This window comes from Actinomadura hibisca NBRC 15177 (assembly GCF_001552635.1).
Taxonomy (GTDB): domain Bacteria; phylum Actinomycetota; class Actinomycetes; order Streptosporangiales; family Streptosporangiaceae; genus Spirillospora; species Spirillospora hibisca.
Genome location: NZ_BCRO01000094.1, coordinates 31,886 through 53,254 on the forward strand (window position 1 = coordinate 31,886; position 21,369 = coordinate 53,254).

General features: G+C 73.8%; 19 protein-coding genes. 8 read left to right on the forward strand and 11 right to left on the reverse strand.

Features of this window, described 5'->3' with window-relative positions:
- Window positions 1-29 precede the first annotated feature (29 nt).
- On the forward strand, window positions 30-785 hold the full coding sequence (locus tag AH6_RS34880) for a class I SAM-dependent methyltransferase (protein ID WP_174555152.1): 756 nt from the start codon (window positions 30-32) through the stop codon (window positions 783-785).
- Window positions 775-1,902, forward strand: coding sequence for a glycoside hydrolase family 15 protein (locus AH6_RS34885; protein ID WP_067488783.1), 1,128 nt, complete (start codon window positions 775-777; stop codon window positions 1,900-1,902). The genes AH6_RS34880 and AH6_RS34885 overlap by 11 nt, the downstream gene beginning before the upstream one ends.
- A gap of 55 nt (window positions 1,903-1,957) precedes the next feature.
- Here the strand turns inward: AH6_RS34885 and AH6_RS34890 are convergent, their stop codons facing one another.
- Complete coding sequence (locus AH6_RS34890; protein ID WP_067488785.1) at window positions 1,958-2,665, reverse strand: class I SAM-dependent methyltransferase; 708 nt, start codon at window positions 2,663-2,665, stop codon at window positions 1,958-1,960.
- Between the two features lie 268 nt (window positions 2,666-2,933).
- Between AH6_RS34890 and AH6_RS34895 the strand changes: the two genes are divergently transcribed.
- The 4 genes from AH6_RS34895 (at window position 2,934) to AH6_RS34910 (ending at window position 6,871) form a co-directional block, all read left to right on the forward strand.
- On the forward strand, window positions 2,934-3,125 hold the full coding sequence (locus tag AH6_RS34895) for a ferredoxin (RefSeq protein WP_067488787.1): 192 nt from the start codon (window positions 2,934-2,936) through the stop codon (window positions 3,123-3,125).
- 77 nt (window positions 3,126-3,202) lie between these two features.
- Window positions 3,203-4,291, forward strand: a complete 1,089-nt coding sequence (locus tag AH6_RS34900; RefSeq protein ID WP_067488792.1) for an alcohol dehydrogenase catalytic domain-containing protein — start codon at window positions 3,203-3,205, stop codon at window positions 4,289-4,291.
- 186 nt (window positions 4,292-4,477) lie between these two features.
- Window positions 4,478-6,421, forward strand: coding sequence for a DUF8508 domain-containing protein (locus AH6_RS34905; protein WP_083983773.1), 1,944 nt, complete (start codon window positions 4,478-4,480; stop codon window positions 6,419-6,421).
- 255 nt (window positions 6,422-6,676) lie between these two features.
- Window positions 6,677-6,871, forward strand: a complete 195-nt coding sequence (locus AH6_RS34910) for a hypothetical protein (RefSeq protein ID WP_067488793.1) — start codon at window positions 6,677-6,679, stop codon at window positions 6,869-6,871.
- A 162-nt stretch (window positions 6,872-7,033) separates the two neighbouring features.
- On the opposite strand, the gene AH6_RS34915 is transcribed toward AH6_RS34910, so the two are convergent.
- The 3 genes from AH6_RS34915 to AH6_RS34925 form a co-directional block, all read right to left on the reverse strand.
- The gene (locus AH6_RS34915) at window positions 7,034-8,023 is read right to left on the reverse strand and encodes a D-cysteine desulfhydrase family protein (protein ID WP_067488794.1); all 990 of its coding nucleotides are present in this window, start codon (window positions 8,021-8,023) and stop codon (window positions 7,034-7,036) included.
- Window positions 8,020-10,887, reverse strand: coding sequence for a hypothetical protein (locus AH6_RS34920; protein WP_067488795.1), 2,868 nt, complete (start codon window positions 10,885-10,887; stop codon window positions 8,020-8,022). The genes AH6_RS34915 and AH6_RS34920 overlap by 4 nt, the downstream gene beginning before the upstream one ends.
- Before the next feature lie 145 nt (window positions 10,888-11,032).
- On the reverse strand, window positions 11,033-11,602 hold the full coding sequence (locus AH6_RS34925) for a DUF1707 SHOCT-like domain-containing protein (protein ID WP_067488796.1): 570 nt from the start codon (window positions 11,600-11,602) through the stop codon (window positions 11,033-11,035).
- Between the two features lie 200 nt (window positions 11,603-11,802).
- Here AH6_RS34925 and AH6_RS34930 point away from each other — a divergent pair, with 200 nt between their 5' ends.
- Entirely contained in the window at window positions 11,803-12,387 is a 585-nt protein-coding gene (locus tag AH6_RS34930; protein WP_067488798.1) for a Uma2 family endonuclease, read from the forward strand.
- Here the strand turns inward: AH6_RS34930 and AH6_RS34935 are convergent.
- Entirely contained in the window at window positions 12,288-12,890 is a 603-nt protein-coding gene (locus tag AH6_RS34935) for a hypothetical protein (protein WP_067488800.1), read from the reverse strand. The genes AH6_RS34930 and AH6_RS34935 overlap by 100 nt on opposite strands.
- A 132-nt stretch (window positions 12,891-13,022) precedes the next feature.
- Here AH6_RS34935 and AH6_RS34940 point away from each other — a divergent pair, with 132 nt between their 5' ends.
- Complete coding sequence (locus AH6_RS34940) at window positions 13,023-13,700, forward strand: cupin domain-containing protein (RefSeq protein ID WP_067488819.1); 678 nt, start codon at window positions 13,023-13,025, stop codon at window positions 13,698-13,700.
- Window positions 13,701-13,731: 31 nt separating this feature from the next.
- Here AH6_RS34940 and AH6_RS34945 read toward each other — a convergent pair whose 3' ends face one another.
- From AH6_RS34945 to AH6_RS34970, 6 genes are all read right to left on the reverse strand, one after another.
- Complete coding sequence (locus AH6_RS34945) at window positions 13,732-14,739, reverse strand: sugar phosphate isomerase/epimerase family protein (RefSeq protein ID WP_067488802.1); 1,008 nt, start codon at window positions 14,737-14,739, stop codon at window positions 13,732-13,734.
- Window positions 14,736-15,902: a Gfo/Idh/MocA family protein gene (locus AH6_RS34950; RefSeq protein ID WP_067488804.1), complete on the reverse strand. Its 1,167-nt coding sequence runs from the start codon at window positions 15,900-15,902 to the stop codon at window positions 14,736-14,738. The genes AH6_RS34945 and AH6_RS34950 overlap by 4 nt, the downstream gene beginning before the upstream one ends.
- Window positions 15,903-15,929: 27 nt before the next feature.
- Window positions 15,930-17,003: an ABC transporter substrate-binding protein gene (locus AH6_RS34955; RefSeq protein WP_067488809.1), complete on the reverse strand. Its 1,074-nt coding sequence runs from the start codon at window positions 17,001-17,003 to the stop codon at window positions 15,930-15,932.
- Between the two features lie 117 nt (window positions 17,004-17,120).
- Complete coding sequence (locus AH6_RS34960; RefSeq protein WP_083983774.1) at window positions 17,121-18,113, reverse strand: ABC transporter permease; 993 nt, start codon at window positions 18,111-18,113, stop codon at window positions 17,121-17,123.
- Window positions 18,110-19,639, reverse strand: a complete 1,530-nt coding sequence (locus AH6_RS34965; protein WP_067488810.1) for a sugar ABC transporter ATP-binding protein — start codon at window positions 19,637-19,639, stop codon at window positions 18,110-18,112. The genes AH6_RS34960 and AH6_RS34965 overlap by 4 nt, the downstream gene beginning before the upstream one ends.
- Window positions 19,640-19,681: 42 nt before the next feature.
- Window positions 19,682-20,872, reverse strand: coding sequence for an ROK family transcriptional regulator (locus AH6_RS34970; protein ID WP_218006003.1), 1,191 nt, complete (start codon window positions 20,870-20,872; stop codon window positions 19,682-19,684).
- Window positions 20,873-21,369 lie beyond the last annotated feature (497 nt).

Sequence of the window (21,369 nt, forward strand, 5' to 3'; positions counted from 1 at the left end):
AGGACTCCCCGTACGGAAGGAGCACGACCCTGCTGACCGTGGATTTCCAGCGGTTCCGCGTCACCCCTGGCGAACGCATCATGGACATGGGATGCGGCGCCGGACGGCACGCCTTCGAGCTGTACCGCCGGGGTGCGAACGTCGTGGCCTTCGACCTGGACGCCGACGAGCTGGCCGGCGTCGAGACGATGTTCGGGGCCATGCGGCTGGAGGGCGAGGTCCCCGAGAAGGCGTCCGCCGAGACCGTGCAGGGCAACGCGCTCGACCTGCCGTTCCCCGACGACCACTTCGACAAGATCATCGCCTCGGAGGTGCTGGAGCACATCCCCGACGACATGAGCGCGATGGCCGAGCTGCTGCGGGTGCTCAAGCCCGGCGGCCAGCTCGCGGTCACCGTGCCGTCCTGGCTGCCCGAGCGGGTGTGCTGGGCGTTGTCGGAGGACTACCACACCGCGCCCGGCGGCCACGTGCGCATCTACACCCGCGCCGAGCTGGAGGCCAAGCTGAAGTCGCTCGGCTTCCGGGTCGACGGCCACCACCACGCGCACGGCCTGCACGCGCCGTACTGGTGGATCAAGTGCGCGGTGGGCGTGGACAACGACGCCAACCCGCTCGCCAAGGCCTACCACCAGGTCCTGGTCTGGGACATCATGAAGCGCCCGCTGGCCACCCGGCTCGCCGAGCGCGTCATGAACCCCCTCATCGGCAAGAGCGTGGTCGTCTACTTCACCAAGCCGGCCGCGCCGAGCAGGCCGGCGGCCAAGGAGACGGCGGATGCGGTCTGAGATCGCCGCTCCCGCCGTCGCCGGCGTGGTGACCTCGGCCGACACGCTGGCCACGGCGCAGAGCATCGTGCGGCAGCAGGAGGAGTCCGGGGCGATCCCCTGGTTCTCCCCCACGCACGGCGTGCCGGGCCACGTGGACGCCTGGAACCACGTCGAGGCCGCGATGGCGCTGACCGTCGCCGGGCTGGGCGAGCAGGCCCGCCGCGCCTACGAGTGGCTGGCGGGCGTACAGCGGCCCGACGGGTCCTGGCCCGCCAAGTGGGTGCTGGGCGAGGTCACCGAGCCGGGCGGCGAGTCCAACCACGCCGCCTACATCGCCGTCGGCGTCTGGCACGAGCTGCTGATGACCGGCGACGAGGACTTCGCCCGCCGGATGTGGCCGGTGGTGCACCGGGCGATCAAGTTCACGCTGGGCCTGCAGACCCGGCGCGGCGAGATCATCTGGATCCGGCACGAGAGCGGCGAGGCGTCCGACCACGCGCTGCTGACCGGCTGCTCGTCGATCTACCAGGCGCTGCGCTGCGCGGTGGCGCTCGCCGAGCACCTGGGCGAGCCGCAGCCGGACTGGGAGCTGGCCGCCGACCAGCTCGGCCACGTGGTGGCCGCGCACCCGGAGGCGTTCGCCGACAAGAGCCGCTGGTCGATGGACTGGTACTACCCGGTGCTCGGCGGCCCGGTGCGCGGCGCGGCCGCCTACCGGCGGTTCGCCGAGCAGTGGGACACCTTCGTCGTGCCCGAGCTGGGCTGCCGGTGCGTGTCCGACCAGCCCTGGGTGACCGCCGCCGAGAGCTGCGAGCTGGTGATGGCGCTGGACGCGGCCGGCGACCGCGAGCGGGCGCTGGAGCTGTTCACGACCATCCAGCACCTGCGGCACGAGGACGGCTCGTACTGGACGGGCTGGCAGTTCGAGAACCAGCGGCACTTCCCGGGCGACCGGTCCACCTACACCGCCGCCGCGGTGATCCTGGCGGCCGACGCGCTGGAGGGCACGTCGGCGGGCTCGCAGATCTTCAAGGAGATCGCCGGACGCCCGCTGGGGCCGTCGTCGGCGGCCGACCCGGTGGCGTGCGGCTGCGCGCTGATGTCGGTGGCGAACCCGGTGCGGACGCGCCTGTAGGGACGCGAAACGGGCCCGCGTCCCCGCCGGGGGCGCGGGCCCGTCGCGTCATGTCTCAGCCGCCGAGCGGGTCGCCGTCGTTGACGCGCTCCAGCACCCGGAGCGAGCCCACCACGCGCCGCTCCTCGAACACGCCGCTCTCCACGGCGCGCCGGTAGATGTGCTGGTAGGGGGCCTGGCCGCCGTCGGCCGGGTCGGGGAACACGTCGTGCACCACCAGCGCGCCGCCGACCGCCACGTGCCGGGCCCAGCACTCGTAGTCGCCGCGCGCGTGCTCCTCGGCGTGGCCGCCGTCGATGAACAGCAGCGCGACCGGCGTGTTCCAGAACGCCGCGACGGTGCGGGACGCGCCCACGACCGCCACGACCTGGTCCTCCAGCCCCGCCGCCGCGATGGTCCTGCGGAACACCGGCAGGGTGTCCATGCGGCCGGTCAGCGGGTCCACCAGCGAGGGGTCGTGGTGCTCCCAGCCGGCCTGGTTCTCCTCCGAGCCGTGGTGGTGGTCCACGGTGACGACGGTGCCGCCGGTGTGCCGGGCGGCCGCGCCCAGGTAGATCGCCGACTTGCCGCAGTAGGTGCCGACCTCCAGCAGCGGGCCGCCGAGGTCGGGCCGGGACCCGTACGCCACGGCGGTCTCGTAGAGGGCCCTGCCCTCGTTCTCGGGCATGAAGCCCTTGGCGCAGCGCGCCGCCCGGAGCAGGTCGCCGGGCATCGCGGGCGGTGCGGTCGTCCCCGCGGGGGTGGACGCCATGGTCTCAGTCATCGATCTCCTCCGCCGCGCACTTTATCCGCATCCGGGCACCTTACGGCCTGGTGTCCCCCGGGCCGTCGCCGCCCAGCCTGGCACGGCGGGTACATCGAGATCACTTTGGTGAGACGCGAGTCTTGCCGCTCCATACTGAAACGTGTTCTACTTTCCGGGTGAGCGAGCGCCCCAGGCCGTTGCCCGGCCCCGCCCGCCGAACCGAACTGGATTCGGTATGTTGGCCGTGACCTGCCGCACCCTCACCGGGACGTGAACGGAGAAGGCGATGAGAGTACGAGTCGACCCCCTGGTGTGCGAGGCCAACGCGGTGTGCGTCGGACTCGCCCCCGACGTCTTCGACCTCACCGACGACGACGAGCTGGAGATCCTCCAGCCGGAGGTGCCCGCCGACCAGGCCGACAAGGTCCGGCACGCGGTGCGCTCCTGCCCCAAGGCGGCCCTCGCCCTGGACGAGTAGCCCTCCCCCGCCACGCCCCACCCCACCCCTTCCGGGACGCCGTGGCACGGCGTCCGACCCTCGATGTGGAGGCAGCCATGGCACGCGCCGCGGTCCTGCATGCGGTCGGCGACTCAGAGCTCGACCTGCGCGACGACGTCACCACCGTCGATCCGGGCCCCGCCCAGGTCAAGGTCAAGATCAAGGCCACCGGGGTCTGCCACTCGGACCTGTCCACCATGACCGGCGTGCTGCCGTCGATGCCGCCCACCGTCGTCGGCCACGAGGGCGCGGGCGTCGTGACCGAGGTCGGGTCGCACGTCGCCAACGTGCAGGTGGGCGACCACGTCGTCATCAACTGGACGCCCGACTGCGGCTCCTGCGCCGAGTGCCTGCGCGGCGAGCCCTACCTGTGCATGACCTCGATCGCGGCCGCCTTCAGCGAGCCCACCTTCAAGCTGGGCGACGGCAGCCCCGCGTTCGGCATGGCCGGGACCGGGACCTGGGCCGAGGAGCTGGTGATGCCGGCGCGCGGCGTCATCAAGGTGGCCGAGGACGTGCCGTTCGAGTACGCGGCCCTGCTGGGCTGCGGCATCCCGACCGGCGTGGGCGCGGCCATCAACACCGCGCAGGTGAAGCCCGGCTCCAAGGTCGCGGTGGTCGGCGCGGGCGGCGTGGGCCTGTCGGTCATCCAGGGCGCCAAGATCGCGGGCGCGTCCACCATCCTGGCCATCGACCCCAACGAGGCCAAGCACCCGATCGCCAAGCAGTTCGGCGCGACCCACACCGCGACCCTGGACGGCCTGGACGAGGCCAAGGGCCTGCTGACGCTGGGCCAGGGCTTCGACTACACCTTCGAGGTCGTCGGCAAGTCCGCCGCGATCGACACCGCGTGGGCGGCCACCCGCCGGGGCGGCGACGTGATCGTGGTGGGCGCGGGGGCCGCCGACGACAACTGGCAGATGAGCGCGTTCTCGCTGCTGTTCGAGGGCAAGAACGTGAAGGCGTCGTTGTACGGCGGCTGCGACCTGAAGCGCGACATCCCGCTGTTCGTGGACCTGTGGCGCGCGGGCAAGCTGGACATCGACGGCCTGATCACCCGCCGCATCGGCTTCGAGGACCTGAACAACGCCGTCAAGGCCCTCCAGAAGGGCGACGTGATCCGCCAGGTGGTCCTCTTCGACTGACCCACCCCAGGCACTACCAGCGCCGCCCGGGCCCCAGGGTCCGGGCGGCGCTGCCGTCCTGACCTCGCCCCCGCCCGCCCTTGCCATCCCCAAAAGAAATTCTCAGGTTGGGTTGTGCCGCAGATCCGCCTCCGTGCCATCCTTCTCGTGTTCAATGTGTCCAGGTGAAATGATCATGGGAAGCGGGTGGCGCACATCGCAACGACAAGGCGTTACGGCCGTCCCCTGCCGGTCCGCGCGGCGCTCGCCGCAGCCCTGGCGACCCTGCCCCTGACCACCTTCCCGGCCGCCGCACAAGCAGCCCAACACACAACCCGGCAAGCCGCCCCACCCGGCGTCCCCGCTTCCGCCCCCGCCCCCCTCATCCGCGACATCCAGGGCGCCGCCCACCTCTCCCCCCTCGCCAACCGCGACGTCGCCCGCGTCCCCGGTGTCGTCACCGCCCTCGCCGGCACCGGCTTCTGGATGCAGGACCCCAGGCCCGACCGGAACGACGCCACCTCCGAAGGCGTCTTCGTCTACACCCGCGCCAAGCCCACCGTCGCCGTCGGCGACGCGGTCCGCGTGGACGGCCGGATCAGCGAGTTCCGCCCCGGCGGCGCCAAGCCCGCCGGGCTCGGCCGCACCGAGATCGACGCCACCGCCACCACCGTGGAGGCGCGCGGCGTCCCGCTGCCCGCCCCCGTCGTCCTCGGCCCCAAGGGCCGTCGTGCCCCCGCCGCCGTCAACGCCGACAAGGGCACCCTGGACGTCGAACGAGCAGGCGCCTTCAACCCCAAGCGCGACGCCCTCGACTTCTACGAGTCCCTGGAGGGCATGCGCGTCCGCGTCGAGGACGCCGTCGCCGTCGGCCCCTCCCGCGCGGGCGAGATCCCCGTCCTGCCCGCAGGCGGCGCGGGGGCGGGCGTCCGCACCGCGCGCGGCGGCATCCTGCTGCGCGCCGACGACCCCAACCCCGAGCGCGTCACCCTCGACGACGCCCTCGTGCCGCTGCCCGCTATGAACGTCGGCGACCGGCTGCCCGGCGCGGCCGACGGCGTGCTCGACTACGGCTACGGCGACTACAAGCTGCTGCTCACCGCCACCCCCGCCCGCAGCGGCGGCGGCCTGGTCCGTGAGAGCACCCGCGCCGCCGCGCCCGGCGAGCTGACGGTCGCCACCGCAGGCATGGAGGGCCTCAACCCCGACACCCCGCCCGAGCGTTTCCGGCAGCTCGCGCAGGACGTCGTGACCGGCCTGAAGTCGCCCGACCTCATCACCGTCACCGGCCTGCTGGACAACAGCGGCACCGACGACGACGGCACCGTGGCCGCCGACCAGACCGTCGCCGAGCTGATCACCGCGATCAGCGCGGTGGGCGGCCCCGCCTACGACTGGCGGTCGGTCGTGCCCCGCAACAACTCCGACGGCGGCGAGCCCGGCGGCAACAACCGGGTGGGCTTCCTGTTCCGCGCCGACCGCGGCCTGGACTTCGTGGACCGCCCCGGCGCGGCGGCCGAGGACCAGACGCCCGGCGAGCCCGCTCGCTCCGGCACCGCCGTCAAGGTGCTGGGCGACGGCCCCGGCAAGGTGCGGCTGTCGCTGAGCCCCGGTCGCATCGAGCCCGCCGACCCCGCCTGGGGCGGCACCCGCAAGCCCGTCGCGGGTGAGGTCACCTGGCAGGGGCGGCGCATCATCGTGGTGGCCAACCACTGGTTCCCGCGCACCGGCGACGACCAGCCGGTGTACGGCCGCAACCAGCCGCCGGTGCGGCCCAGCGAGTGGCGGCGCGACGCGCAGGCGCGCGTGGTGGCGGGCTTCGTGAAGTCGGTGCGCTCCCTGGCCAAGGACGCCGACGTGATCGTCGCCGGTGACCTCAACGAGCGCGAGTTCGCCACCCCGGTCAAGACGCTCGCCAAGGAGGCCGGGCTGAGCGAGACGCCCGCCAAGCTCCCCGAGGCCGATCGCTACACCACCGTCTCCGGCGGGAACTCGCAGATGTCGGACCACATCCTGCTGAGCCCGTCGCTCGCCAAGCGCAAGCACGAGTACGACGTCGTGCACCGCAACGCCGAGTTCGCCGACCGCGCCGACGACCACGACCCCACGCTCGTGCGCATCGACATGACGGACAAGCGGCCCGGATCCTAGAGCGCGGCGGTCGGCGGGCGCTGCCCAGAGCCGCCGACCACCGCGGCATATCCCTTTATCGCGGCGAACGGGCGATTCGCTACATCCGTGCGCGGGCGGCCGGGCGCGCCCCCGACCCGGCGGAGCCGCGCGGGCCCCGGCGCGGGTTTGGGAAGGGCGAAACGATCAGCGCGGCACGCCCCGAAGTGGATCGGCGTTTCGCCGTGGATCACGCGGGGACCGGGCGGGCGACACCTCCTGAGAGGAGCCGCCGCCATGGTCTCCCGTTACCGCACCCGCCGCCGGTCCATCGGCATCGTCGCCCTGGTCTACCTCGTGATCGGCGTCTTCGTCGCCGTGGACCGGGGCTACATCACCGAGGGGCTGGTGCGCCAGGTGGTCAGCGCGCTGCTGGCCGTCCTGCTGTGGTTCCTGGTGCTGCTGGGCATCGACATGCACATCGACGCCTGACCGCCCGCGACAGGTCCACCTCGCGTCCGGGCCATAGACGGGCTGTCGCCGCGGAGGTACGTTCCGTCCATGACCAAAGGTGGATGCAGTTGCGGACACGGCGGTGGATGCTCATGCCCGAAGGGTTGTTCCTGCGGTTGCAACGGGTGACGCCCGCCGCCCTCAGCACGGCTCCCTGACCACTTCCGGGTAGACGAACAGGCCGGGCGAGCCGCCGGTGTGCCAGAACACGGCGGTCTCGTCCGCGCCGATCACCCCGGCCCGGACCAGGCCCGCCAGCCCGGCGGCGGCCTTGCCCGAGTAGACCGGGTCCAGCAGCACGCCCTCGGTGCGCGCGAACAGCCGCACGGCCTCGGCCATCTCCGGCGTCGGCACGCCGTAGCCGGGGCCGAACCAGTCGTCGCGCACCTGGCGGCCCCCGGCCGGGACCGGCACGCCGATCAGCTCGGCCGTCTCCTCCAGCAGCGCGTCCAGGGAGGCGGCGGTGACGTCGGCGGGCTCGTAGACGCAGATCGCCTCGACGGTCGCGGCCACCCCGGCGTGCGCCAGCCCCAGCACCAGCCCGGCGGCGGTGCCGGTGGTGCTGGTGGCGACCACGACGCGGTCCACGCGGTCGGGCAGCCCGGGGTCGCGGCCGATCTGGGCGGCCAGCTCCAGCCCGGCGGCGACGTAGCCGAGCGCGCCGGTCGCGCTGGAGCCGCCCGGTGGGATGACGCAGGCCGGGCCGATCTCCTCCAGCGCCTTGACGGTGTCGTCCAGCCCGTCCACGATCCGCACGCGCGCGCCGAGCAGGCCGTCCAGCAGCACGTTGCCGGAGGTCTCGTACAACGTGTCGCCGCGCGGCACCGACCGGCTCAGCAGCAGCTCGCAGCGCAGCCCGGCGCGGGCGCACGCGGCGGCGGTCTGCCGGGCGTGGTTGGACTGCACCGCCCCGAACGTGACGACGGTGTCGTGCCCCTCGGCCAGCGCCCGCCCGATGAGGAACTCCAGCTTGCGGGTCTTGTTGCCGCCCAGCGCCAGCCCGGTGCAGTCGTCGCGTTTGATCCAGATCTCCGGGCCGCCGAGCGCCTCGCCCAGCCGGGGCGCGGGCTCCAGCGGGGTCGGCAGGTGGCCGAGCGGGTACCGGGGGAACGGGGCGAGAACGTCGATCATGGCACCATTGTCCGCCACCACAACGACCGCTCGCCCTGGTGCCCGGCCTCGGCGGCGGCCGCCCGCAACGTGCCGTCGCGGGTCGTCAGGGCGGTGACGCGCTGGTCACCGGGCCCTCCCAGGCCGGGGACGGCCGGGAGCCGCCGCCAGGTCAGCCCGTCCGGCGACGTCCACAACGCCGCGTCGCGCTGCGGCGTCGTGCCCGCCAGCACCAGGCCCTTGGGGGACGCGCTCGCGGTGGACAGCGTCGCCGCGCCGTCCAGCACGCGGCTCTGCCAGGTGCGGCCCGCGTCGGTGGACACGCCGTAGAACGCGACCGGCGGCTTGCCGGGCGCGGGGTCGCCCCAGCCCAGCGCGACCACGGTGCCGCCGTTCGCCACGACCTGGAAGTAGCCTCCGGCGACCACGCCGGGCGGCAGCGTGGGCGCGGGCGCGGCGGTCCACTTCACGCCGTCCGGGGACGTCCACAGCGCGGGCCGCGCCTTGCCCTGCACGCTACGGCCGCCGGCCGCCGCGTAACCCTGGGAGGTGACGGCGACGCCGCTCATCCAGCCGGGTTCGTCGAACGCGCCCTTGACCGCGCCGAAGCCGGGGATCCACATCTTGAGGTCGACCGAACGCCAGGCGGCCGGCCGCCCGCCGGACATGCCGACCACCACGTGCCCGAAGCCGCCGTGCACGGCACCGGCGGCGGTCTGCATCCCGCGCGGCGCGGGCGTCACGCGCCAGGACGCGCCGTCGGCGGAGGACGCCAGCAGCGGCGCGGTGCCGCCCTTGGGCATCTCGACGCGTCCCACGGCCAGCCAGCCGGACGGGCCCGACGCGACGCCGGTCAGGTGGCGGCGCGGCTGCCCGGGGCCGCCCGCCTTGCCGCCGCCGAAGTCGGGGGTCTGCGCGCGGGTCCAGGAATCGTCGCCGGGCGAGGTCCACACGGCGGCGTCGCCGTTGGTGCCGCCGACCGCGACCACGCGCCCGGCGCGGGCGTCCATCGCGGAGACGCCCCGGTCGGCCCGCAGCGCGCCGGGCACGGCGCGCAGGTCCACGGGTGTGCCGCCGGAGGCGAGGTAGGGGTCCTCGCCGGGGGTGCGCCCGGCGACCACGACGCCGGTCGCGGTGGCGGCGAGGCCGCCGACGAACGGGGTGCCGGGCGCTCCGGCGGGCTGCCAGGCGCGGCCGTCGCCGCTGCGCAGCACCGTCCGCGCGCCGCCCTTGCCGAGGATCACCGCGGCCAGCCCGGACGGCGACCCGGCCAGACGCTCGACGCCGCCGAACGCGGGGCCGTTGAGCTGCGCGGACGGCGTCCAGGCACGGCCGTCGGGCGAGGCGAACACCACGCCGTACCGGGTGGTGGTGCGCTTCTTCTTCGGGCCGGTGGTGCGCTGCCCCTCGCGCACGGCGTAGAAGCCGCCGGGGCCGGTGACGAGGGCCTTGGTCGGGCCGTAGGAGCCCTGCGCCTGCGGCAGCACGACCGCCGTCCAGGTGCGGCCGCCGTCGGCGGAGCGCCACACGCCCTCGCCCCGGACCGTGCGCTTTTTCTTCTTCTTGGTCTCGACGCGCGAGAACGTGCCGTGCGCGACCAGGGTGCCGCCGTTCGCCGCGACGCGGTCGAAGCCGGTGACGCTGGTGGCGTTCAGCCGGTCGTTGCGCTGCCAGGCGTTGTTGGCGAAGGTCCAGACGACGCCGCGCCCGCCGCTCGCGCCGACGGCGACGAAGCCGGAGGCGGTGCGGGCCAGGCCGAGGACCTGGTCGCCGGGCCGGAAGGCGGGACTGGGCGCCTGGCGCGTCCAGGTCTGCGCGTCGGCGCTGGTCCAGACGACGGGACCGGTAGCGGAGACGCCGAGCGCGACCCACCCGCCCGCGTCGCCCGCCAGGAGGCGGGGCCGGTCGCCGAGCAGCGGCTCGGAGCCGTCGGCGGCCTGGACCTTGGCGAGCCGCCAGGTGCGTCCGGCGTCGCCCGACACGAGGAACTGGGCGCGCTCCCGGCCCTTGCCCGGCGTCTCGGCCCCGGCGGCGACGATGGTGCCGCCCGCCGAGACGACGGCGGACAGGTCCTGGGCGAGGCCGTCGGTCTTGGCGGCCGGGTCGGCGGCGAAGAGGGCGTCGGCCGGGACGGCTCCGGCGACGGCGGGGCGCTTGGCGTCCTGGCCGGAGTCGCCGGTGACGGCGTACACCGCGCCTCCGGCGGCCACGGCGGCGATTCCGGCGACGGCTACGAGGACCTTGCGGCGGGAGCGGCCGGAAGCGGGCTTGGCCTGCGGCGGAGCCTTCCTGGCGGCGGGCTTGGCTTCAGGCTTAGCGGCGGGCTTGGCTTTGGGCTTGGCCTCGGACTGCGAGGCGGCCTTGGTCGTGGGCTTGGCCTTGGATGCGGGCTTGGATGCGGGCACGGCCGTGGATGCGGGCTCGACCTTGGTCGTGGGCTCAACCTTGGGCGCGGGCTCCGGCTTCGCCGCAGGCTTCCTCTTAGCTGCGGTCTCCGCCTTCGCCGTGGGCTTCGGCTTGGCAGCGGGCTTCGGCTTGGTCGCGGGCTTGGCCTCGGCCGGGGGCTCGACCTTCGTCTCGGCCTTCGGTCGGGCCGCGTCCTTCACCGAGCCCGTCGCACGCGCACGCGCCGCCTTGCGGCGCGGTGCGGAACGTTCCTTCGGAACGGTCCGATCCCGCTCCGGCGTCTCGTGCGCCCACGGCACCCCCGCCGCGCGCCAGGCCGTCTCGGCGGCCTGCCACACCGAGCCGGGCGGGACGTCGTCCGGGCGGGGCGGCTCGGCGGCCAGGCGGCGCCGGATGCGCCGGGAGGCGAGCGGGCCGGTGAGGTCCTCCCCCGCGTCCTCGGCCACGATGCCGTCCTGCTCCGGGGATTTCGCCGTCACTCCCGCTCCTTCGCCTGCCAGGTGCCGTGCGCCGTCGCACGACGCGAGGTCGTGCCGGCTCACCATCAAACCGCGCCGAATCCGTCCGCGTACGGACATCGGCGCGAACGGCGCCCGATAGGGCCGCGCGAGTGTTCATATCACCTCAGGCGAGGTGCAAATGATCTATTGCCTCGATCGTGCCCTTGTAGGCGAGCCCCTTGACGTGCACGACCGGGGCGTCGTCGGCGGCGTCGTGGGTCTCGGCCGAGACGCCGACGCCGCTGATCTCCACGCGCACGCCCTCCGGCACGACGATCCGCACCGTGGACTTGTAGGCGACCACCCGCAGCGTGACGACCTGGCCGGGCAGGTCGGCGGCGCGCAGGTCGAGCAGGCCACTGCCCTTGTAGACGACGGTGGTGTGCACGTCGGGCAGCCGCCAGCGGCCGGTGCGGCGCACGGTGCTCTTGTAGGCGAGCTGGAAGCGCCCGGCCGGCCGCGCGCCGCTCGGACCGTGCGCGGGGGCGGCGGGGACGGGACGGCGGGCGGCGGGGAGGTCGGCCGCCAGGCGCGCCAGCTCGTCCTGGGTGCGGGCGGCGAGGGCGCTCTCGATGCGGCCGTCCAGCTCGTCCTCGGTCAGCCGGCCCTCGGCGTAGGCGGTGTGCAGCCGGACGAGCAGCTCGTCGCGGTCGCTGTCGGAGGCCCGCAGGGCGGGGCGCTGCTCGACGGTCATGGGGTTGTCTCCTTCGCGGCGGTCCGCCCCCCACTGTGAACCCTCACGCGCCGGGAGGGTCAAGGCGAAGTCGAGATGTATCGTAACGCGTTTTTCCTCTCCTATCGAGAGATACTCCCGGCGCGTTGTGCCGGGCCGCCCGCCGGACGGTCGGCTAGATTCGAACCCACGTTGATCATCTTCACGGGAGGACGGTGCCGGTGAGCGTTGCGGTCGGCCACCCGCACGGGCCCTACACCCTGTACGACCTGGACGCCCAGCCCGACGACGGGGACCGGTTCGAGCTGGCCCACGGCTGGCTGACCGAGCTGCCCGGCGACATGTGGCACGACAACGCCGCCGAGCAGCTGCGCACGATCCTCAAGGACGCCGCGCGGCAGGCCGACGCGGACGTGCACGTGGCGGGCGCGCCCCAGCACGTCACCACGCACGCCGGGATCCGCAAGCCCGACGTCTTCATGGTGGCGCGCGACGTGGCCCGCATCGCGCTGGAGCGCCAGACGCGCTCCTACTACGGGCCGGACCTGATCCTGGTCGCCGAGGTGGTCACCCCGCGCACCGCCAGCGAGAGCGCCGACCGGGTCGCCAAGGTCGCCGAGTACGCGGCCACCGGCATCCCGCACTACTGGATCATCGACCTGGAGCCGCGGCCGACCATGACGCTGCTGGAGCTGGACGGCGACGGCTACCGGGTGCGGCGCAAGGCCAAGTCCGGCGAGGCGGTGGTGGTGGACACGCCGTTCCCGCTGGTGTTCGACCCGGCGCGGTTGTCGGAGATGGAGTGACCCCGCCGCCGCAGGTAGTAGTGCACGGTCACGGCCGCCAGCAGCGGGCCCCACGCCAGTAGCGGCAGGTAGGCCGCGCTCATGACCAGCGCGCCGAACCCGTGCGGGGAGTCGGGCGCGGCCATGGCGTCCCGCCAGCCGAGCCCGAGCGCCCCGAAGATCAGGGAGACGGCGACCGCGCCCAGCGAGGCGACGCCGGTCGCCGCCAGCGCGGGCACGTCACGGCCGCCGATCAGCGGCATCCAGCGGGGGAACACCTCGCCCCAGCCGCGCACCAGTCCGAGCGTCAGGAACGCGAAGAACTCCGCGACCAGGCTGAGCCCGAACACGTACGGCGTGACGACCGGGTGCGGGAAGTCCGCCAGGTCCGACCCTTCGGCGAAGCCCAGCGGCACCCCCAATCCCAGAGCGAACCGCCACAGACCGGACGGCAGCACGACCAGCGGCACGGCGTGCGCCGCCCACTCGGCCCAGCGGGGAACGGGACGTGCGGTGGCGGCCATGGGGTCTCCTCAGAACGGATCTTCATCGACGCCCTCATGCTCGCCGCGCGGGCCGTTCCCGCACCTCCCGCGCGCGGGGTGGCCGCCTCCCTCCCACGGGGGATCATGAACACTCGTTAGGCTCGGACCGTGCTGCTGCTGACGACGCTCGACTCCTGGCGCGCCCAGTCCGGCCCCCGCTTCGTCCTCGCCGAGGCCGGGGCGATCTGGGGACCCGACGACGACGCCGACGCGCTGGCCCTCGCCGACACCGAGTTCAAGGACGGCCAGGTCCTGGCCGTCGACCTGGACCCCCAGACGGGCCAGCGCGGCGTGATCGACCGCACCGACGCGCGCGTCCGCTACCTGCGGCGCGGCCCGGACGGGCGGCACAACGCCGTCCTCCCGCGCCCCGCCACCGCCGAGGCCCTGGACCTGCTGCCGCACCCCGAGGGCGGCTGGTACCGGCAGACGTGGCGGACCACCCCTTCCTTCACCCCCGACGGCTATCCGGGCGAGCGCGCCAGCGCGACCGGCATCTACTTCCTGCTGCCGCCGGGCGAGGAGTCGATCTGGCACGTCGTGCGCTCCGACGAGGTGTGGTTGTGGCACCGGGGCGGTCCACTGTCGTTGCTGCTCGGCGGGAACGGTGACCGCCCCGGCGACGCCGAGACGGTCACGATGGGCGCGGACGTGGAGCGCGGCCAGGTGCCGCAGGCGCTGGTCCCGGCCGGGGTGTGGCAGGCCGCACGCCCGGCCGGGGACGCTGAGGTGCTGGTGAGCTGCGTGGTCTCCCCCGGCTTCGACTTCGCCGACTTCCGGACGGTCTGACCGTCAGCCGGTCCCTCCTGCTCGCTCCTCCTTACTCCGTGCCGAAGGCGGCGTCGAACGCGGCGGTGGGCGGGGTGATCGCGTTCAGGGCCCGCACGAACTCCAGGGCCTCGGGCGCGCCCTGGAGGCGGTCCATGCCCGCGTCCTCCCACTCGATCGAGATCGGGCCGTCGTAGCCGATCGCGTTCAGCGCGCGGAAGCAGTCCTCCCACGGCACGTCGCCGCGCCCGGTGGAGATGAAGTCCCAGCTCCGCCGCAGGTCGGCCCACGGCAGGTGCGACGACAGGCGTCCGCGCCGCCCGTCGCGGGCGCGCAGCCGGGTGTCCTTGCAGTCCACGTGGTAGATCCGGTCGCGGAAGTCGTGCAGGAAGTTCACCGGGTCCACGTCCTGCCAGATCATGTGCGAGGGGTCCCAGTTCAGCCCGAACGCCGGGCGGCGCCCGACCGCCTCCAGCGCCGCCACCGTGGTGTGGTGGTCGTAGGCGATCTCGCTCGGGTGCACCTCGTGCGCGAACCGCACGCCGACCTCGTCGAACACGTCCAGGATCGGGTTCCAGCGGTCGGCGAAGTCGGCGTAGCCGCGCTCGATCATCGACGGCGGCACCGGCGGGAACATCGCCACGGTGTGCCAGATCGACGAGCCGGTGAACCCGACGACGGTGGAGACGCCGAGCTTGGCGGCCGCGCGGGCGGTGTCCTTCATCTCCTCGGCCGCGCGCCGCCGCACGCCCTCGGCCTCGCCGTCGCCCCAGATGCGGGCGGGCAGGATCGCCTCGTGGCGCTCGTCGATCGGATGGTCGCAGACGGCCTGGCCGACGAGGTGGTTGGAGATCGTCCACACCTTCAGGCCGTGCTCGGCGAGGATCTCCAGCCGGCGCGGCACGTAGGCGTCGTCGGCCAGCGCCGCCCGCACGTCGAAGTGGTCGCCCCAGCAGGCGATCTCCAGGCCGTCGTAGCCCCACCCGGCGGCCAGTCGGCAGACCTCCTCGAACGGCAGGTCGGCCCACTGGCCGGTGAACAGGGTGACCGGTCGGGTCATGGCTGGTTCCCTTCCGCTGGCTGCTCGACGGGCGTCCACGCGCCGGACTCGGCGCTGGCCTGGACGGCGGCCAGGACCCGCTGCACCTGGAGGCCGTCGGCGAACGAGGGCGCGGGGTCGCTGCCCTCCGCGATGGCGGCCAGCAGGTCCGCCATCTGATGGGTGAAGGTGTGCTCGTAGCCGAGGACGTGGCCGGGCGGCCACCACGCGCCCGCGTAGGGGTGCACGGGTTCGGTGACCAGCACGCGCCGGAAACCGGCGGTCGCGGGGTCCTCGGTGTGGTCGTGGAACCACAACTCGTTCAGCGACTCCAGGTCGAAGGCCACGCTGCCCGCCGAGCCGTTGACCTCGATGCGCAGCGAGTTCTTGCGCCCGGCGGCGAAGCGGGTGGCCTCGAACGAGGCCAGCGCGCCGCCGCCGGTGCGGCCGATGAACAGCGCGGCGTCGTCCACGGTGACGCGCGCGGTGCCGCCGTCCGGCAGCGGGCGCTCGGGCACGAACGTCTCGCTGAGCGCCGACACGCCCGTCAGGTGTTGCCCGGTGACGAACTGCGCCAGGTCGATGATGTGCGCGCCGATGTCGCCGAGCGCGCCCGACCCGGCCCGGTCGCGGTCGCTGCGCCAGGTGAACGGGGCGTCCGGATCGACCAGCCAGTCCTGGAGGTACTGGGCGCGGACGTGCCGGAGCGTGCCGAGCCGCCCCTGCGCGATCATGTCGCGGGCCAGCGTGACGGCGGGCACGCGCCGGTAGTTGAAGCCGACCATGGAGCGCACGCCCCGGACGCGGGCGCGCTCGGCGGCGGCCGTCATCGCGACGGCCTCCTCGACGGTGTTGGCGAGCGGCTTCTCGCACAGGACGTGCTTGCCCGCCTCCAGCGCCGCCACCGCGATCTCGGCGTGGGTGTCGCCGGGGGTGCAGATGTCGATGAGCTGGACGTCGTCGCGGCGCAGCAGGTCCTTCCAGTCGGTGACGGCCGCCGCCCAGCCGAGCCGCCGCGCGGCCGCGCCGGCGCGGCCGGCGGAGCGACCGGCCAGCACGGCCATGACGGGCGTCAGCGGCGGCCCGAAGAACGGCGCGACCGCGCGCCACGCCTGGGAGTGCGCGCGTCCCATGAACGCGTGCCCGACCAGGCCGATCCCCAGCTCGCCCGGTGTTGTCGTCATGCGCACCCTCCTTGGTCGGTCACGCCGTCAGGACTCGAAGCCGAGCGGCAGGTACTGGTCGACGTTCTGGCGGGTGACGGTCTCGGAGGTCAGCGTGAGCGACTGCGGGACCTGCAGCTCCATCAGGTCGGCCATGCCCTTGCCCTGCGCGATCAGCCGCGCGACCCGCACCGCCGAGGCCGCCATCGTGGGGCTGTAGGTGACGGTGGCCTCCAGCACGCCGCCGGACTTGATCTCCCGCATGGCGTTGGCCGAGCCCGCGCCGCCGACCATGAAGAAGTCCTTGCGCCCGGCCTGCTTGACGGCCGCCAGCACGCCGACGCCCTGGTCGTCGTCGTGGTTCCACAGCGCGTCGATCTTCTTGTGGGCCTGGAGCAGGTTGCTGGCGACCTGGTTGCCGGTCTCCACGGTGAACTTGGCGTCCTGCTTGGCGGTGACGGAGAAACCGTAGGTCTTCAGCGCGTCGGCGAAGCCCTTGCTGCGCTCCTGGGTGAGCGGCAGCGTGGCGATGCCCTGCACCTCGACGATGACGGGCTTGGCGACGCCCTTCTCCTTGAGGCGGCGGCCCACGTGGTGCCCGGCGGCCACGCCCATGCCGTAGTTGTCGCCGCCGATCCAGGTCCGGTAGGAGAGCTTGTCGGGGAAGACGCGGTCGAGGTTGATGACGGGGATGCCCGCGTCCATGGCCTTGCGGGCGACCTGGTTGAGCTGCTCGCCGTCGTTGGGCAGCAGCACCAGCGCGTTCACCTTGGCCGAGATCAGCGACTCGACGGCCGAGATCTGCTGGTTGATGTCGTTGGTGGGCTCGACCGGCTTGAAGGTGAGGTCGGAGTAGCGCTTGGCCTCGGCCTGCGCGTTCTTGGTGATGGCGGCGATCCAGCCGTGGTCGGCGGCCGGGGCGGAGAACCCGATGGTGACGGGGCGGCCGGGCTTGGCGTTGTCGCCGCCGCCGAGGTTGCCGGTCTGCGCGGCGGGGGTGGTCTCCTTGGGGTCGTTGCCGGTGCAGGCGGCGGCCAGGGTGCCGGCGGCGGCGAGGGCGCCGCCGAACAGGAGGCCGCGGCGGGAGGGGGTGGTGGGGCGGTCGCTGGTGTGCTCGGACATGGGCGTGCTCCTGAGGGGTGGGGTCAGGCAGGGGGGATGCTCAGGGAGGGGGATGGGTGGCGGCGGGGGGTGCTCAGGTGGGGGCGCTCAACGGGGACGTGCTCGGGTGGGGCGTGCTCAGGTGGGGGCGCGCAGGCCGCGGCGTTGCAGCAGGACGGCGACGACGATGATCGCGCCCTTGGCGATGAGCTGGTCGCTGGTCTGCAGGCCGTTGAGGATGAACAGGTTGGTGATCAGGGTGAAGACGAGCACGCCGAGGATCGACCCGGCCAGGGTGCCGCGCCCGCCGGTGAGCAGCGTGCCGCCGATGATGACGGCGGCGATCGCGTCCAGCTCGTACAGGTCCCCGTGGGTGCTGGAACCGGTGGTGGTGCGGGCCATGATGATGATCGCCGCGACGCCGCAGCACAGGCCGGACAGCGCGTACGACATCAGGGTGTGGCGGCGCACGTCGATGCCCGCCAGCCGGGCCGCCTCGGGGTTGCCGCCGACGGCGAAGGTTCGGCGGCCGAAGGTGGTGCGGTTCAGCAGCACCCACCCGGCCGCCGCGACGGCCGCGAAGATGAACACCACCAGCGGCAGGCCCAGCACCTTGGTGGTGGAGAGCGCCTCGATGGCGTCGTTCTCGGGCCGCACGAGCTGGGTCTTGCGGTCGGACATGCGCTGCGCCAGGCCGCGCGCGGCCACCAGCATCGCCAGCGTCGCGATGAACGGCACGAGCCGCCCGTAGGCGATGAGCAGCCCGTTGACCAGGCCCGCGCCGGTGCCGACCAGCAGCGCGCAGACCACCATGACCACCGGGCCGTAGGACTGGGTGGCCAGCGTCGTCGCCCACACCGACGCCAGCGCCATCAGCGCGCCCACCGACAGGTCGATGCCGCCGCCGATGATGACGAAGGTCATGCCGACGGTGATGACGCCGATCGTGGCGGCCAGCGCCAGGATGCCCGCCACGTTGCCGGAGGTCGCGAAGTTGTCGGGCTCGGTGACCACGCCCACCAGCGCCAGCAGCACCAGCGCGGCGACCAGCCCGATGTGGTGGACCTCGCGCCGCACCCGCGGCGCCTTCGGCACGGCGGCGGTCTTGAGGTCGGTGTCGCCTGCGGTCACAACGCGCTCCCTTCCATGATCAGGTTGAGGACGGCCGGTTCGTCGAGGCCGCGGGCGTCGCCCTCGTGCACGATCCGGCCCTCGCGCACCACCAGCACGCGGTCGGCCAGGCCCAGCACCTCGGGCACCTCGCTGGACACCAGGAGCACGCCGATCCCCCGGGCGGCCAGCTCGCGGACCACCCCGTACAGCTCGGCGCGGGCCCCGACGTCCACGCCGCGGGTCGGCTCGTCCAGCACCAGCAGCCGCCGGTCGCCCAGCAACCAGCGGGCCAGCACGACCTTCTGCTGGTTGCCGCCCGACAGGGTGGCGACCGGGCGGTCGGGGTCGGGCGGGCGGATGTCGAGGGCGGCGATCTGGGCGCGCACGTCGGCGCGCTCGCGCCGCCGGTTCAGCCAGCCGAACGCCGAGTAGCGGTCGAGCCCGGCCATGCTCATGTTGGCGGCCACGCTCTGGTCCAGCAGCAGGGCCTGGCTCTTGCGCTCCTCGGGGGCCAGGCCCATGCCCCGCCGGACGGCCGCGCCGGGGCTGCCGGGCCGCACCGGGCGGCCGTCGATCAGCACGCGGCCGGCGGTGGCGCGGCGCGCCCCGTAGACGGTCTCCAGGATCTCCGAACGGCCCGAGCCGACGAGCCCGGCCAGCCCGACGATCTCGCCGGCGCGCACCGCGAACGACACGTCCTCGAACGAGCCCGGCAGCGTGAGGCCCTCCACGCGCAACACCTCGGGCCGGTCGTCGAAGGCGTCCGGGGCGGGGCGGTCGGGGAAGGCGTGCTCGATGTCGCGGCCGGTCATCAGCGCGACGATCTCGTTGGTCGGGGTGGTGCGGGCGGGCAGGTCGCGGGCGACGGTGCGGCCGTCCTTGAGCACCGTCACCCGGTCGCCGATCTCGCGGATCTCCGCCAGCCGGTGCGAGATGTAGACGACGGCGACGCCCTCGCGGGTCAGCTCGCGGATGATGCGGAACAGGTTGTCGACCTCGTCGTGGGCCAGGGCCGCCGACGGCTCGTCCATCACGATCAGCCGCGCCTCGTGCGACAACGCCCGCGCCATGCTGACCACCTGCCGCCCGGCCGCCGGGAGCCGCCCGGCCTCGCGGCGCGGCGGGATCTCGCCGTGCCCGAGCCGCGCCAGCAGCTCGCGCGCCCGGCGGTCGCCCTCCTCGCGGCGGGTGAAGCCGAGCCGGGAGCGCTCGTGGCCGAGGAAGACGTTGTCGGTGACCGACAGGCCGTCCACCAGGTCGAGCTCCTGGTAGATGGTGGCGATCCCGGCGCGCATGGCGGCGGTCGGGGTCGCCGGGGCGAACGGCTCGCCGCCGAAGGTGATCTCACCCTCGTCGGGCCGGTGCGCCCCGGCCAGCACCTTGATGAGGGTGGACTTGCCCGCGCCGTTCTGGCCGAGCAGGCAGTGCACCTCGCCGGGGCGCACGTCGAGGTCCACGCCGTCCAGGGCGCGCACGCCCGGGAACCGCTTGACGATCCCGCGCATCCGCAACAGGACGGGCGGATCGCCGTTGTACTGGCCCATCGGGCCTCCTCGGGGGAAGAGGATCAGGCAGGGGTGGGTCGGTCAGGCAGGGGTGAAGGTGTGGTCGCTGATGAGGCGGGCGCCCCCGATGACGCCCGCCGTACCCGCGAGTTCGGACAGGACGATGGGGAGGTTGCCGGTCGCCAGCGGCAACGACCGGCGGTAGACCACCGAGCGGATCTCGGCGAGCAGCGTGTGGCCGAGCCCGGCGACGCCGCCCGCGATGACGACGAGTCCGGGATTGAAGAAGCTGACCAGCCCGGCAAGGACCTGGCCGACGTGCCGCCCGCCCTCGCGGATGAGCCGCACCGACGCGGCATCGCCGCCGGCGGCGGCGATGGAGACGTCCTGGGCGGTCAGCGAAGGCCGGTCGCCGAGCAGCCCGGCGAGCGCCGGTGAGGCGCCGGAACGGGCGGCCTCGGTGGCGTCGCGGGCGAGCGCGGCACCGCCGAAGTAGGCCTCCAGGCACCCGGTGTTGCCGCAGACGCAGAGCGGGCCCTCGTCGTCGACGCGGATGTGCCCGATGTCGCCCGCACTGCCGGAGACGCCCCGGTAGATGGCGCCGTCCACGACGACACCGCACCCGATACCGGTACCGATCTTGACCAGCAGGAAGTCGGCCACCGACCGGGCGGGCCCGGCGTGCAGCTCGCCGAGGGCCATGATGTTCACGTCGTTGTCGACCAGGACGGGGCAGCCGAGCTCCTGGCCGATGGCCTCCCGCACCGGGAAGCGGTCCCAGCCGGGCATGATCGGCGGCACGACCGGCATGCCCTCGCGGAACGAGACGGGCCCGGGGACGCCGATGCCGGTGCCGTGGACGGGGCCGGGGATCAGCCCTTCCTGACGGAGCTTGCCGAGGAGTTCGAGCGCCCGCTCCAGGACGGCGGTGGCGCCTTGGCGGACGTCGCACTCCTCACCGACGTGCCCGAGGACTTCGAGCTCACCGTTGGTGACGGCGACGTCGACGGAGGTGGCGCCGATGTCGAAGGCGACGAAGCGGAGCGAGGGCGCGAGCCGGACGATGCCGGACCGCCGCCCACCACGCGAAGCGGCGAGCCCGGCGGTCTCGACGAGCCCGAGCGCGACCAGCTTCTCCAACTCGACGGCCAGCTTGGAGCGCGAGAGATGGACGACGTCGCCCAACTCGGCACGGGAGGTGGACCCCTCATCGCGCAGGAGCCGCAGCAGGGTGGCCTGATGCGGGTTCTGCGGGCGGGCGGTCATGCGCATCACGCCGTCCCTTCGGGGTTTTGGGGGGTGGGCGGGTCGAGGTGCGGGGGTGCGGGGGGTGCGGGGGTCGGGCTTGGCGAGAACGTAACCGGCTTTTGCTGGGAGGGGAAGACCTTTTCACTAGATTCTTTGATCTTTGTCCTGTGGGAGGACAAAGTTGGCGGTGGGGGTAGAGGGTGGGGGTGGGAGTGAGGTCGGTGGGCCGGCGCGGGGGGAGGTTGTTGGGCGTCTGTTCCTGACCCCGCGCGGGCTGGAGGTTGTTGGTTGGGTGTGGGAAACCCGCATGGGCTGGGCTGGGTGGGCACGTGCGCGAACCCGCGCGGGGCTGGGCTGGGTGGGCGCGTGCGCGAACCCGCGCGGGGCTGGGCTGGGTGGACACGTGCGCGAACCCGCGCGGGGCTGGGCTGGGTGGGCGCGTGCGCAAACCCGCGCGGGGCCAGGGGCGCTGGTCGGGTGCGGGGCGCGAGGTTGAGGTGGGCGGTCACCTGTAGACCCCC